We start from the raw sequence: 15,403 nt of genomic DNA, 5'->3' as shown, positions 1-15,403 counted from the left end.
ATGTTCCAAGACCATACATATTATTTTAATCGAGAATTATCTTGGTTAAAATTTAATCAAAGAGTATTACAAGAATCCATTGATACAACCAATCCATTGTTAGAACGCTTACGTTTTCTAGCCATTACGAGCTCTAATTTAGACGAATTTTTTATGATTCGCGTGGCTGGCTTAAGACATCAAGAAGAGAATGGCATTGTAAAATATGATGCTGCTCACATGGATGCAAAGGCGCAATTAAAAGCCATTGATGAATCCGCTAAGCGCTTAGTGCGCGTGCAATATACGTATTTACAGCATGTATTAAAGCAATTAGAAGAAGAAAATATATTCTTCGTAAAACCAGCCGACCTAACGAGCACTCAATTGGATTGGCTTCACCAGTATTTTGAACAAGTTATATATCCTGTAGTAACGCCATTAGCGGTGGATTCGGGGCATCCATTCCCATTTTTGGCTAATAAGACGATGAATACAGTGGTACAGATCAAACGTGCCGTGGAGGAATCGGAAGAAGACAAAGAGGTTAAGATTGCCATTTTACCTATTCCTTCAGTGCTAAATCGCATTGTGGAAGTACCAACTTATACAGAAAAACGTTATTTTATTTACTTAGAAGATATTATTACGTACTATTCTGAAGCCTTTTTCGTGGGCTATGAAATTTTAAAAAGCATGACCTTCCGTGTGACTCGTGATGCGGACCTTGAAATCGATGAAGAAGAAGCACAGGATTTGCTTCGCGAAATGGAAGAATCGTTGCGTCGCCGTCGTCGTGGGGCCTCTGTCCGCTTAGAAGTAGCTGGAGAGGGCGATGAAGGCTTATTGGAGTTTATTTTAAATAGCTTGCAGTTAAAGCCACAGGATGCTTTTAAATTAAATGGTCCATTAGATTTGTGTATGTATTTTGGCTTCTGCGACATTGATGGGTATGACCATTTGCGTTACACTCCATTTGAGCCATGTGAACCAGCTGATTTAGTAGGTCATGAAGAAGAAAGTGTATTTGATGTCATCCGCAGAGAAGATATTTTTGTGCATCATCCATTTGAAACCTTTAAGGCTGTGGAAGACTTTGTAGCACAGGCAGCGCAAGATCCACAAGTGTTAGCCATTAAGCAAACCTTGTATCGCGTGAGTGGTAATTCACCGATTATCTCGTCCTTAATTAAGGCCGCTGATAATGGCAAGCAAGTCACTGTGCTCATGGAAGTTAAAGCGCGATTTGATGAAGCCAATAATATTCTCATGGCTCGACGCTTAGAAAAGGCGGGCTGTCATGTTATATATGGTTTAAAAGGTCTTAAAACACATTCTAAGATTACTATGGTTGTACGCCGTGAAGATGATGCCATTCGTCGGTATGTGCATTTGGCTACAGGCAATTACAATGGTAAAACAGCTCGTCTATATACAGACTGTGGTATTTTTACTTGTAATGATCAATATGGTGAAGACGCATCGTCATTCTTTAACCTTATTTCTGGTTATTCTGATCCACCAATGTGGAATAAATTTATTGTGGCACCGCTTAATTTAAGAGAGAAGATTTTAGCTCATATTGATGAAGAAATTGAATGTGCTAAACGTGGCGAAGAGGCCTATATTATTGGTAAAATGAACTCTTTATTAGATAAAGAAGTGGTGGCCAAGCTGTACGAAGCCTCGTCCCAAGGTGTTAAAATCGATCTTATCGTGCGCGGCATCTGTACACTTCGCCCTGGCATTCCGGGCGTTAGTGATACGATTCAAGTGCGCTCCATTATTGGGCGCTTCTTGGAGCATCACAGATTATTCTATTTCCGTCATGGTGGGAAGGATGAAGTGTTCTTATCTAGTGCTGACTGGATGCCACGGAATCTGAATGAACGGGTGGAATTGATGATTCCTATTGAAGAAAAACGCCATAAAGAGCGCATTGTGGGGATTTTGAAAATCTATTTAGCGGATAATCAAAAGGCTCATATTATGAATACTGATGGTTCATATCGTAAAATTGTTGCTCGTGAAAATCCTATTTCGGCTCAAAGTTTGTTAATGAAAGTAGCTAAGCAAGCCAGTGAAAAGCCAAAGCTTACAGTCATTGAGCAGATGCAACCAATGTACAAAAAAATCTAAGCGCAATCTTAAATGGAGTGTCGAAAATTAACGATTCGTTGAAAAACATATATTAAATGACATTGAAGATGGTTGAAGAGGATTGCTTCATTTTAATGCGGTTTTAATCTCGTTTTTCGACTTATCAAAAATATTGCTAGGTTAACAAATAAAAAGTTATAAGAGAGTTAAGAAGAATTTTTCTTAGCTCTCTTTTTTTATAATTTTCATAGGTCCTGTTAAGTAAGTGAGAGACTAGCTTTTGAGATAGTAGACTCAGTATGTCCTCTATTATTACTAAAGTGAATAACAAGTGAATGAGATGAGTTAGAAAAAATAATGAAAAAAAGAAACGACTGAAAAAAGTGTCTCTTGTAAAAAGACATAGGCCGTTAGAAAATAAATTATGAAAATTATGAAGAAGGCGGTAAATGCTTGATAGTTTCTTTATACTAGTTCGTTTGTTTGACTTAATATATCCTCTTGTGGTAGAATGGCAAAGCAGGAGGGATTAGATGACAAAATATCTAGTAATTCAGAAGAGTAATATTGTGACTCTTGCAAAGCGTCACATGTTCCTGTTTCTGATACTCTTAGCAGTCGTGTTCGTCAGTGTTTCAGGTTTTGCTTGGAACGAAAAGACAGTGACTATTAATGTTGATGGTCAAACACAGATTGTTAAGACACACCTCAACTCAGCGGAGGGAATTTTACGCGATGCCAAGATTTCGCTCAATCCTAAAGATGCTATACTTCTTAGTACCACATCGTTAGAGAACGGCACAGTAGTAACTGTAGTCAGAGCATTTCCTGTAAAAGTAACTGTTGATGGTCAAACAAACACTGTTATGACTGTACAAACAACAGCCCAAGGCTTAGCTGATGAGTTGGGATATAAGGCACCTAATTATGTACCATTAGAGGATGGCAATACACACATTACTGCTAATAGTGAAGTGGCCATTGCTCGAGTAACCAGTCGTTCTGTAAAAAATTATGAACGACCTGTAGAACCACAGGTCATTCGACAACGTGATGACACCATGGCAATGGGCGAAGAACAAGTTGTTCAAGAAGGCGTTGCTGGCGTGGAATCAGTAGAAGAAGAAATTTTCTATCAAGATGGTAAAGAAATAAAACGACAACTTCTTAATCAGAAGGCAATTAAACAGATGGTACCGACTATTATTAAAGTGGGCTCTCGAGAAACAGTTGTAGAAACATCTCGAGGCACAGTACGCTACCGCGAGGTGCTTACAATGGAAGCGAGCGCGTATTTACCTACTGATGGTGATGGTCGAGGCATCACAGCTACAGGCATGGTAGCAAGACGTGGTGTAGTGGCAGTGGATCCTGATGTAATTCCATTAGGAACACGTCTATACATTCCTGGTTATGGCATGGCCATAGCAGCGGATACAGGGGGCGCCATTTCAGGACATCGCATTGATTTACTGATGGACTCCTATAGTGAAGCAATGGAATTTGGTAGACAGTCCATAGAAGTATATGTATTGCAATAAGTTGGATGAATTACTACGCTTAGCTAAATATATTTATATAAGTATATTTAGGTAAGTGTAGGTAATGATACGACACTTACATATATTTCCACGTTAATTTAAATGCATAAAGGAGCGGTAAACTATTATGGTTTACCGCTCCTTTATTATTTGGTAAAATAGTATGGATGTAATAGAGAAAGGATAGGGCTATGTTAAAAGAAGTATTAGTAGTAGAAGGTAAATCTGATGTGCAACAAATAGCTAAAGCTATGGAAGCGGATTGCATTATGACAGAAGGATTTACCCTACGTAAAGCAGTGCTAAAGCAAATCCAATATGCCTATGAAAAAAGAGGTATCATTATTCTTACGGATCCTGATACAGCAGGTGAGCGGATTCGCCGGTTTTTAAGTAAACGATTTCCTAATGCTCAACATGCCTTTATTCCCCGTGAAGAAGCCATTGCCAATAATGATTTAGGGGTAGAACAAGCCTCTCCTGAGGCTATTCGTAAAGCCTTAGAAAGCCTTCATACGCATACGATGGAATCGTCCAATGAATTTACCATACAAGACATAATTCGTCATGGCTTATCAGGTCGCCCTAATAGTGTGGCCCAACGGGATAAGCTAGGAGCCCTACTGGGCATTGGCTATGGCAATAGTAAGCAATTTTTATATCGCTTAAATCATTATGGCATCAGCCGTGATGAATTTGAAGCGGCCATATTGGAGTTATAACTATAAGTAAAAGGAGATAGCATTGAGCATATTAGAGTCAGTTATTGCCAGTCCGGAAGTGGTGCATTATATTTGCAAACGATTTGGCATTCACATGAGTAAAAAGTTAGGGCAGAATTTTCTCATATCTCGCCGTGTAGTGGACGATATTGTTAAAGCCGCCCAATTGGAGCCGGGGGAACCAGTACTGGAAGTAGGTCCTGGCATTGGTACATTGACCCAAGGACTCGCACAAAGTGGTGCTGATGTGACGGCCGTAGAATTAGACCGTCGTCTGTTAGACGTATTAGATCACACATTAGAAGGTTATGACAATGTGCGTATTATTCATGGCGATATTTTAAAAGTAAATATTCCTGAGATTATGAACCACAAGCCTTTTAAAGTAGTGGCTAATTTGCCATACTATATTACAACTCCTATTATTATGTCATTATTAGAAATGAAATTACCCATTGAGCGCTTAGTTGTGATGGTGCAAAAAGAAGTGGCCCAGCGCATGGTAGCTACACCAGGAACAAAAGCCTATGGTGCTTTATCAGTGGCTGTGCAGTATTATACTGAACCGGAGATTGTATTGGATGTATTGCCGAAGTCCTTTTTACCAGCACCTGAGGTGACGAGTTCAGTAGTACGCTGTAAGCTTCGCAAGGAGCCACCAGTATCAGTAGCTGATGAGGCCATTTTATTTAGAGTTATCAAGGCGGCTTTTGCGCAGCGTCGCAAAACCTTTAGCAATACAATGAAGACCACGGGGCTTAAAAAAGAAGAGATTGAAGCGATTTTAAATCGAGCTCAAATTGATGGCAATCGCCGTGGTGAAACCTTTGATTTACAAGAATTTGCCCATATTGCCAATGCTTGGAGTGAATTAAAGGGCAAGTGCTAAAGGAAAAGTGATAAAGGCAAAGACATAATAGCCAAGTATCAAAGTCAATTCATTACATTTTGAATGGAGTCATATTGGAGTTAGGTAACTCATGAAGAAACAAAATATAATTATAGGTCTTTCCTGTGCCGTATTAGGACTTATTATTTGCATAGGCACATATTTATCATTTTGCTGGACAACGGCTACAAGCTATGCCATACGCGGCGTGCCAGTACTAAATTATCACCAAGTCAATGATGACCTATTATCACCTTTGACTATGCGTACTTGGGATTTTGATGATCAAATGGCGTATTTAAAAAATAATGGCTACCATACGATAACTATGGACCAATTAAATGCCTATCTATCTCAGGGGACGGCGTTACCAGATAAGCCCGTGCTCATTACCTTTGACGATGGTTATGAAGATAATTATAAAAATGCCTTGCCCATACTGCAAAAGTATGGCATGAAGGCTACATTTTTCATGATTGCGGACTCCATTGGACAGCCACGATTTATGAATGCTGACCAATTACAAGCCTTAGAAGCAGCGGGGATGACTGTAGAGTCTCATACATATTCGCATAAGGATTTACGTCAATTGTCTGATAGTGATGTGCAGAAGGAATTGACCTTGTCTAAGCAAATTTTAGAGGCTACATTGCATCATCCTATCGAGTATATTGCCTTTCCATGTGGTTTTAGTGATGGTAGAATTGAAAATTTTACTAAAGCAGCTGGTTATAAAATGGCCGTTACTGTGGAAGCAGGTAATGCGAAGCGTGGCGAGAATATGTATAATCTACCGCGCGTAGCTGTTTTTGAAGGCATGAATTCCTACACGAGCTTTACGTGGCGATTACATTATATTGAATTGATTGAGGCGAGTTGGAACTTGCGCGACAATTTGCGAGATAATGGCTATACGCGCCTAGCTAATCTTGTTCCTTTATTTTAATAAAAAATACCCCAGTGTTCCTGGAGCTGTTGCGAGTCTTTTAAGATTAGATTAATGAAATCTAATCTTAAGTCGCACAGCATTAAGAGCACTGGGGCTTTTTGTTGTGAATTATTCGTTTTCTAAATGTTCGTTAAGGGATGGTGTTTTTAAGAATGTTACGTCTGGGTTACGTTCTTCAACCCAGCCCATTTGCCATTCATTGCTGATGAGGATAACCGTGCGATCCCGATTGTCTTTTACAGCCATGGCATTGTCTAAACCCTTTAGGGATTTAATATCTACATTGCCTTTTACCCAACGAGCTACGCTATAAGGGAGAGAATCTGTAATAGGTTCTACACCATATTCATTGCGAAGGCGATATTGTAATACTTCAAACTGGAGCATACCTACGGCGCCTACAATGAAAGAATCGAGGGAATGAGGCTGTTCAAAAATTTGGACGGCCCCTTCTTGTGCCAATTGAGTCATGCCTTTTTGGAATTGTTTGCGCTTCATCGTATCCTTAGGACTTACGCGGGCAAAAAATTCTGGTGGGAATACAGGGAAATCGCTGAATGTTACTTTGTGATTCGATGCACATAGTGTGTCGCCCACGCCCATAGTACCAGCATCAAAGACACCAATTATATCGCCAGGATAGGCCTCATCAATAATGGTCCGTTCCGTAGCCAGGAATTGTTGTGGCTGGCCAAACGAATGGATTTGCCGGATTGACGGTGTAGTACGGACATACCTTTTTCAAACTTACCAGAACAGATGCGCATAAATACAATGCGATCATGGTGATTAGGATTCATATTGGCCTGGATTTTGAATACGAAGGCAGAGAAGTCTTCACCTGTAGCCTCCACAGTTTCCTCTAAAGCTTGGCGAGGTGCTGGGGCCGGCGCGAGGTCCAAGAATTTTTCTAGAAATGGCTTAACGCCAAAATTTGTCATAGCAGAGCCAAAGAACATAGGGGTTAATTCACCAGCGCGTACTTTGTCAAAATCAAATTCATCGCCTGCGACATCGAGAAGCTCAATGTCATCAATAAGGGATTGATGAACTTCTTCGCCGAGGAGCTCCCTGAATGCGGGATCATCAACAGACTCTTTTGTGGAGGCTAATTTCTTTTGACCATGAGTTTCATCTTTGGCAAATAGATCAACCGTATGGGTTTCACGGTCATAAATGCCTTGGTATTCACCATTAATCCCTACAGGCCAGTTCATAGGAACGGCGCGAATGCCAAGGGAGTTTTCAATTTCTTCCATCAAATCAAAAGGATTGCGACCAAAATGGTCAATTTTGTTGACAAAAGTGAAGATAGGAATACCACGCTCTTTACAAACAGCAAAGAGTTTTTTTGTTTGTGCTTCCACACCTTTAGCCACGTCGATGAGCATGACCGCACTGTCTGCAGCCATGAGCGTACGATATGTATCTTCAGAGAAGTCTTGGTGACCAGGGGTGTCTAGAATATTGACACGACAGCCGTCATAGTCAAATTGAAGCACGGAACTGGTAACGGAAATACCGCGTTGCTTTTCAATTTCCATCCAGTCGGACACTGCATATTTTTGAGTTTTACGAGACTTAACAGAACCTGCTAAGTGAATGGCACCACCGTATAGCAAGAGTTTTTCTGTTAAGGTTGTTTTACCCGCATCCGGGTGAGATATAATAGCAAACGTACGACGACGTTTTACTTCATCTAAAAATGTCATGTTGTCACCTCAAATTATAAATATCTATCTTTAAAATTATATACTACCTAGGCGGTGTTTGTCATTACAAAGAACAGGGAGTTTATAAATCTTTTGATGCGTTTCAGCGTACTTTTTTGTTACGTTTCAGAGCACTTTATTGTATAATAAATAGGATACAAAGGAGGTCCTATGAGATTATTTATTGCAGAAAAACCAAGTATGGGGCGAGAAATAAGTAAATATTTGCCAGAGCAACAGCGTGTACAGCGCCGTGATGGCTATATCATACAAGGTGATGATGTAGTAACTTGGGCCTTTGGTCATGTACTAGAACAGGCGGAACCAGGTGATTATAATCCGCGCTATAAGCGATGGAATGCCGCTGATTTACCAATTGTGCCGGATGAGTGGAAGTTGCTCATTACTAAAAGCAGTGAAAAGCAATTTCATACCATCAAAGACCTCATTGAAAAGGCCGATGTCATTGTCAATGCAGGTGACCCGGACCGAGAAGGGCAGCTTTTAATTGATGAAATTTTACTCTATGTGAATAATAATAAGCCCGTACAGCGTATTTTGTTAAATGCACTAGACGAGAAATCAATTCGAGCCGCCTTAGATGATTTGCGTGATAATAAAGATTTTTATAATTTACAACAATCGGCTTTAGCCAGAGCTCGCGCTGATTGGCTCATTGGCATGAATCTATCTCGTGCTTATACATTGGCACAGCGCCGCATGGGGCATAAAGTAACCTTTCCTATTGGGCGCGTTAAAACGCCTACTTTGGCCTTAGTAGTGCGAAGAGAGCGTGAACTAGAGAATTTCGTACCCCTTGACTATTACACCTTAAAGGTTTTATATGGTCATGAAAAGGGGCAGTTTTGGGCTACCTGGCAGCCAAAGGACGAGCAGGTTGGGTTAGATCCGGAAGGTCGTCTTTTAAAACGAGAGATAGCCCAAGAGCTTGCTAATCGCTTGATGGATAGTCACGAGGGTATTATTGAAAAGCGGGAAAAGAATAAGAAAAAGGAAGCCCAGCGTTTACCTTTATCTTTATCGGCGCTCCAAGTAGCAGCAGGCAAGGCCTATGGCTATGATCCGCAACAAGTACTTGATACGGCACAAAAGCTCTATGAGAAAAAATTGACTACCTATCCTCGTTCAGATTGTGATTATTTGCCACAGAACCAATATGCTGATAAAAAGACAATCATAGGTAATTTAAGTCATAATGCCGGTAAATTGGGAACTTGGGCTAGTAAGGCGGACTTAACTATAAAGTCGCGGGCATGGAATGATAAGAAAATTACGGCTCACCATGCCATTATACCCACGACTGTGCCTTGCAAGGTGGATACCTTACCGCCAATGGAACGCAATATTTACTTTCTTATAGCACAGTCCTATATTGCTCAATTTTATCCTGAACATGAATATGAGCAAACGAAATTGACCGTATTGCAAAATGAGGAACATTTTGTTGCTCATGGCCGTGTAGTCACTGTATTGGGATGGAAGGAATTGTTCCAAAAGTCCAAGAAGAGTACTTCTTCAGGTGCTGATGAAGCAGGTGATTCTACTGATGCAGATGAAATGGTTCTCGGTGATGATACACATGAAGGCGGCACTCTCGGCGAGACTAACGAGGGGAGCACTAAGAGAAGTCGAAAGCAACAACCTATCGAAGAGAGTGGCGAATTACCTGCAGTAAAAAAAGGCGATACAGTTACAGTTGAAAATATTGCCATTGATGCGAAGCAAACTAAGCCGCCAAGTCGTTTTACAGCAGCAACCTTATTACAGGCCATGAAGGAAATTCATAAATATGTAAAAAATGAAGACCTTAAAAAGCAATTGAAAGCTGTATCAGGTATCGGTACAGAAGCCACCAGAGCAACCATTATTGATGAGTTAATTAATCGCAAATTTATGTCTGTAAAAGGCAAGAAAAAAGTTATTCAACCTACAGATTTAGGCTATTTACTCGTTGATGCCTTGCCAGAGGAGATGCTATATCCTGATGAAACGGCCGTTTGGGAAGAGCGATTGGCTGCCATGAGTGAAGGGGAAGGTACCTTAGATTCCTTTTTAAAGGACCAAGTCGACTTTTTGCGCCGTTTAATTCAAAAAGCTAATGCTACTGGCCTTTGGGGACAAGCGGAAGGCCTTGATACAGATGGTTTTAATATTGCCAATACAGTGCGCGTTGTAAAGCGTGAGAATCAGCAGAGTAGTCAGCATGGCATGGAGGCCAATGCGGCTCGTTTTGGTGGAGTTTCGGATGAACAGACCGGTCCAGCAGAGCCCTGTCCAAAATGTGGCAAAGGAATTTTGCAAAAGCGTAATGGTAAATTCGGGGCCTTCTATGGCTGTACTAATTATCCTAATTGCCGTTTTACAAAACCTGTTGATGGGGGAAGAGGACGCAATTTAGGCAGTACATTTAATCCTGAGGAATACACGAGTGCTCAAGAAGATCGTGTAGCAAAGGCCATTGCTGATGCGGCGCAAACACAAAAGCAAACAGATCAGCCTAATTACACCTGTCCAAGATGTAAAACAGGACAACTTGTTAATACGAATGAACAAGGTAGATCTACTTGGCGTTGTAGTAATTTTCCAAATTGTAGAACCAGTGTTGCTGATGTAGAGGGGCAACCAAGCATTTACCATGGGTCTAAGTAAAATTAAGTTACTATAAAAAAATAAAATATAAAAAAATAAAATATAAAAAAATAAAATATAAAAAGAGCGGTCCTTTAAATATAAAAAAAGCAGTCCCTTCTTCAAGAAAGCCAGCTAAGCTTGTTGAGGAGACTGCTTTATTTTTATGTAGATTATTTATGTAATACGGTTATCTAGAGCGACGTTGACGTGTGTTAGCGCCTTTATGACCTGTTGCCTTGTGGCGTTTAGCCTTAGTTGCTTGGTAGTTAGACGTGATTTTTGGTTTTTTAGAAACCGTTTCCTTCTTAGGTGCTTTGGCTTTACCTTTTGTTTTTACCTGACCATCGGCTGTATATTTGGTCAAGGTGGCTTCAATGGCACGTTCAATACGACGCAACCAACTTTCATCAGCTGGCGTTGCAAATGTAATGGCGATACCAGAGGTACCAGCGCGGCCAGTGCGGCCAATGCGATGAATATAGTAGTCCACATCATGAGGCACATCATAGTTGTATACATGACTAATGCCTTCAATATCAATGCCACGGGCGGCAATATCTGTAGCTACTAGGATTTGTGTACGAGCGCGAGCAAAGTCTTTTAAAATTTGTGTGCGCCGTCCTTGGCTTAAATCGCCATGGAGTTCACCAATATTAAAACCAGCGGCAGTTAATTCATAGGAGAGGCGAATAGCCCCTTCTTTTTTATTACAGAAAACAATGGCTAAGTACGGATTGTCTTCTTGTAATTGAGTGATTAAGCGCTTAAGTTTTTCCTCTGGTGATACCATGAGTACGCGTTGCTCAATGGAGTCTAAGGTTACATTGGCTCCTTTGATTGTTACAGACATGGGTTTATTCATATAGGTTTTTGCTAACGCACGAATACGGTCTGGAATGGTAGCCGAGAAGAGGAGTAGTTGGCGATTTGGATTGGTATGTTCAATGAGGGATTCTACATCGGGAAGGAATCCCATGTGTAGCATTTGATCCGCTTCGTCTAGCACCACGCGGCGTACATTTTCTAATTGCAACGAGCCACGGCTTACATGGTCGAGAAGACGACCTGGTGTACCTAGGATGACATGAGGACGGCGTCCTAATTGCTGTAATTGGCCTTCAATGGTGCGACCACCAATGAGTGGTAAAATATCAACGCCTAATGCATCGCCTAAACCTTTAGCGGTGTCAGAGATTTGTTTTACTAGCTCTCTCGTAGGGGCGATGATTAAAGCTTGTTCTTGGAATACATCCGTATGTATACGTTGGAGAATTGGTAGTAAGAAGGCTAAGGTCTTACCAGTACCTGTTTGAGCTTTGGCAATTAAATCCACCCCTTTAAAGGCAGGTGGAATCGCTTCTTCTTGAATCGGCGTAGGTTCTTTGATGCCTTGCTTGGCTAATAAGTCAATAAGGCTCTCTGTGACGCCTAATGTTTTAAATGATTTCATAGTATTGTCCTTTCTATAGGTAGCAATGCAGTAGTGTTGCTCATATTACCGAATTTGCTATATTTCACTATATTTATATGTATCAATATTATCTCTATCATTATAACATATATAGAAACAAGATAGGCAGTTAAAGGTATATAGTTTAAAACTGTATACTATAAAAATTATGATTTATAGGCAGAAAATTTCATGTATATGGCCATGATTTACTAAAAGTGATATATGTTTTGTGAAATTTGTATATTGAAAATGTATTGAAAATGACTATTTGTTATAGTCTATTTTGATAAATCTTGTAATTTTCATTACTCCATTCTCAATAGATAAGAAATCTCAAATGAAAATGAAAATAACCTGAACCCTTTTCACATATTAAACTGTTGCGGTATAAGAGATTGAGAATGAAAATTTATAGAATTCGATATAGCCTCAAAATGGCGAAAATGAAAGTGGTTATTGAATTTATGGCCCTTTGTGCTATAATCAAAATGTAATTATTTATCATTATTGGCATAGTGAAAATGTAATACCTATAAGTTTAGGGATGAACCGTATTGCGTTTTGCCAACAAGGAGGTGTAGGGATGATAAAACAATTGGCGCAACTTAAGCCAGGCGAAGCTGGTGTTATTACCAACCTACGAGGAACTGGGAATATTAAACACCGCTTAATCGATATGGGATTAGTACCGGGCACAGCGGTGCGTGTAATGAAATTTGCTCCACTAGGAGACCCTGTGGAAATTAAAGTGAAAAACTTTGACTTAGCTTTACGTGTAAGTGAAGCAGCAACAATAGACGTAGATACAAGTCAGGAGGCTTAGAATGAGTGACCAAACTGCCACTACCATTCGTATTGCCTTAGCAGGGAATCCGAACTGTGGTAAAACAACAATTTTTAATAATATTACCGGATCAAAACAACATGTTGGTAACTATCCAGGTGCTACGGTAGAAAAAAAAGAAGGGGAATGTAAGTTTAATGGTAGTGATTTACTATTCATTGACTTACCAGGTACATATAGCTTAACAGCTCGTTCATTAGATGAATTAGTAGCACGTAATACGATTATCAATGATGAACCTGATGTAATTGTTAATGTATTAGATGCTTCTAATTTAGAGCGTAATTTATACTTAGCAGCTCAATTGCTTGAACTTGAGCGACCTCTCGTATTGGCCCTTAACATGTCTGATATTGCAGAAGAAATGGGCGTTAATATTGACGTGAAAAAGCTCAGCGAATTAACTGGTGCAAGCATTGTTAAAACAGTAGGTCGTAACAATGTAGGTACTAGTGAATTACTTCAAGCCGTAGTGGATGTAACAAAAAAAGAAGAGATTCAACTAGCAACAGTTGATTATGGTGAAATTCTTGAGCCGGCCATCGCTGATTTAGTTCAAAAAATCGAGGACGCTGGCACCATTACATATCCATTGCGCTGGGTAGCTATTAAATTATTAGAAAATGACCCTGATGTAGTTAACAAAGTAAAAGCATTTGAAAATACACAGACTGTTCTTGCGGAAGCAGAAAAACTTCGCAGCGAACTAGAAGGCAAAGTAGATTTAGATATTATTTTCCAAGAATACCGCCATCGTTTTGCTGTAGCGACTTTTAATGCTAGCTTGCAAGGAGAACCTAAAGAACTTGAAACTAAATCAGATCGCATTGATAAGATTTTAACTCATCGCGTTTTCGGCCTTCCTATTTTCTTGGGTATTATGTGGCTCCTATTCAACTTCGTAAACGAATTAGGGGCCTATCCACAAGGTTGGATTGAAGATGGCTTTACAGCCTTAGGCGAATGGGCTGCAACAGTAATCCCGGAAGGTCAATTACAATCCTTAGTTGTGGATGGTATTATTGCCGGTGTGGGCGCCGTAATGAGTTTCGTACCTCTTATTGTGCTCTTATTCTTAGGCATTGCCTTCTTAGAAGACACTGGTTATATGGCTCGTGCAGCGTTCGTCATGGACCGTGTGATGCGCGCTTGTGGTTTGCATGGTAAATCTTTCATTCCTTTATTGATTGGTTATGGTTGTAGTATTCCAGCCATCATGGGGGCTCGTATCTTAGATAATCGTCGCGACCGCATGATTACTATATTGGTATCCCAATTTATGACATGTAGTGCTCGTTTGCCGGTATACACCTTGTTTATCGGTGCCTTCTTCCCAGTAGGGCAGCGTGGTACCGCTTTATTTGCCATTTACTTGGCCGGTATTGTGTTAGCTGTAATCATGGCTAAAGTATTCCGCAAATTCTTATTCCCTGGTGAATCCGAACCATTTGTTATGGAATTACCACCATATCATATGCCAACTTTAAAGAGTGTACTTCTTCATATGTGGGAGCGCGCTGTATTGTACTTAAAGAAAGCAGGTACATTCATTTTAGCAGCGTCTGTTATTATTTGGTTCCTTGCATCCTATCCACAAGATGTACAATATTCTCAAGATTTTGATGCGGCTCGTGCTACCGTGACAGAAAGCTATGATGCAAAAGCTGATGCCATTTTAGCACAAGCTGGTTTGACTAGTGATGAACAAAAACAACCAGTAATGGATTTAGTTGATCAAATGGCAGCGATTCAAGAAGAACAAGACGCAGCTGAAGAGGAAGCACCTGAAGAAGCTGCTGAAGCAACGACAGCAGAGGCTACAACTAATGAAGCCAATGCTAATGAAGATGCCGCTCAGGCTACTGGTGCTGATGCATTAGAAGTACCAGACTACTTCAAACAATTAGAAGCGGGCAATGCAAATCTCTTCCCAGTAGCTTGGTCTGTTTACCAAAATGATCTTCTAAGAGATGAAGAGTTAGGTCAAATTGATGAACAAGAAGCATCTGAAAAAATCCAAGGTTCTTATGCTGCTATGATTGGTCGTACTATTGAACCAATTATGCGTCCACTTGGCTTTGACTGGAAGATGAGTGTATCTTTAATCACAGCATTAGCTGCTAAAGAAGTTATGGTAAGTACATTAGGTACAATTTATGCTGTAACAGCTGACGAAGACAATGAACAACCATTACAAGAATACTTACGTCAAGATGAATCCTTCACGCCATTAGTAGCGGTAGGTTTAATGATGTTCGTACTTATTTACCCTCCATGTTTTGCGGCAATGGCAGTATTTAAACGTGAGGCAGGCGGCTGGGCATGGCTTAGCTTCTTCATTCTTTACTCCTGTGCTCTTGCGTGGGGTGCGGCCTTCTTGGTATATCATGTAGGTCATTTATTAGGATTTCAATAATTGAATAGGGCCTGCTCGTAAGAGCAATTATGAGTTCCTATTTAATTAGGTAGAGTAAAGGCCTATGCGTGATGCATAGGTCTTTCTTGCATAAATTTAAAAAAATTTTTAGTAATATAGGGTAAGAATGTATATCAAATACCCTT

The 15,403-nt window shown here is 40.2% G+C and carries 9 protein-coding genes and 1 pseudogene; 8 read left to right on the top strand and 2 right to left on the bottom strand.

The annotated features are described in order from the left end of the window. The 5 genes from Q0376_RS06025 to Q0376_RS06005 all read left to right on the top strand — a co-directional run bounded on the left by Q0376_RS06025 (window position 1) and on the right by Q0376_RS06005 (window position 6,177). On the top strand, window positions 1-2,118 hold the full coding sequence (locus Q0376_RS06025) for an RNA degradosome polyphosphate kinase (protein ID WP_298705249.1): 2,118 nt from the start codon (window positions 1-3) through the stop codon (window positions 2,116-2,118). Window positions 2,119-2,612: 494 nt separating this feature from the next. Continuing rightward, window positions 2,613-3,620: a 3D domain-containing protein gene (locus Q0376_RS06020; protein ID WP_298705222.1), complete on the top strand. Its 1,008-nt coding sequence runs from the start codon at window positions 2,613-2,615 to the stop codon at window positions 3,618-3,620. Between the two features lie 191 nt (window positions 3,621-3,811). Continuing rightward, window positions 3,812-4,342: a ribonuclease M5 gene (gene rnmV, locus Q0376_RS06015; protein WP_298705220.1), complete on the top strand. Its 531-nt coding sequence runs from the start codon at window positions 3,812-3,814 to the stop codon at window positions 4,340-4,342. 28 nt (window positions 4,343-4,370) lie between these two features. Next, entirely contained in the window at window positions 4,371-5,231 is an 861-nt protein-coding gene (rsmA, locus tag Q0376_RS06010) for a 16S rRNA (adenine(1518)-N(6)/adenine(1519)-N(6))-dimethyltransferase RsmA (RefSeq protein WP_298705247.1), read from the top strand. A gap of 91 nt (window positions 5,232-5,322) precedes the next feature. After that, a complete protein-coding gene (locus tag Q0376_RS06005) occupies window positions 5,323-6,177 on the top strand; it encodes a polysaccharide deacetylase family protein (protein WP_298705219.1) in 855 nt (284 codons plus the stop codon). 111 nt (window positions 6,178-6,288) lie between these two features. Here the strand turns inward: Q0376_RS06005 and Q0376_RS06000 are convergent. Continuing rightward, window positions 6,289-7,892: pseudogene (locus Q0376_RS06000) on the bottom strand (peptide chain release factor 3). 171 nt (window positions 7,893-8,063) lie between these two features. Here Q0376_RS06000 and Q0376_RS05995 point away from each other — a divergent pair. Next, a complete protein-coding gene (locus tag Q0376_RS05995) occupies window positions 8,064-10,562 on the top strand; it encodes a DNA topoisomerase 3 (RefSeq protein ID WP_298705217.1) in 2,499 nt (832 codons plus the stop codon). A gap of 169 nt (window positions 10,563-10,731) precedes the next feature. Here Q0376_RS05995 and Q0376_RS05990 read toward each other — a convergent pair whose 3' ends face one another. Continuing rightward, complete coding sequence (locus Q0376_RS05990) at window positions 10,732-11,994, bottom strand: DEAD/DEAH box helicase (protein WP_298705215.1); 1,263 nt, start codon at window positions 11,992-11,994, stop codon at window positions 10,732-10,734. A gap of 586 nt (window positions 11,995-12,580) precedes the next feature. Here Q0376_RS05990 and Q0376_RS05985 point away from each other — a divergent pair. Then, window positions 12,581-12,820 carry a ferrous iron transport protein A gene (locus tag Q0376_RS05985; RefSeq protein WP_298705213.1) on the top strand — a complete coding sequence of 80 codons (240 nt, stop codon included), beginning with the start codon at window positions 12,581-12,583 and terminating at the stop codon, window positions 12,818-12,820. Between the two features lies 1 nt (window position 12,821). Next, on the top strand, window positions 12,822-15,257 hold the full coding sequence (gene feoB / locus Q0376_RS05980) for a ferrous iron transport protein B (protein WP_298705211.1): 2,436 nt from the start codon (window positions 12,822-12,824) through the stop codon (window positions 15,255-15,257). The last annotated feature ends 146 nt before the right edge of the window (window positions 15,258-15,403 follow it).

The sequence above is a fragment of the uncultured Veillonella sp. genome (assembly GCF_937981445.1).
Lineage (GTDB): Bacteria > Bacillota > Negativicutes > Veillonellales > Veillonellaceae > Veillonella_A.
This window is presented reverse-complemented; position numbering and strand designations above follow the sequence as displayed.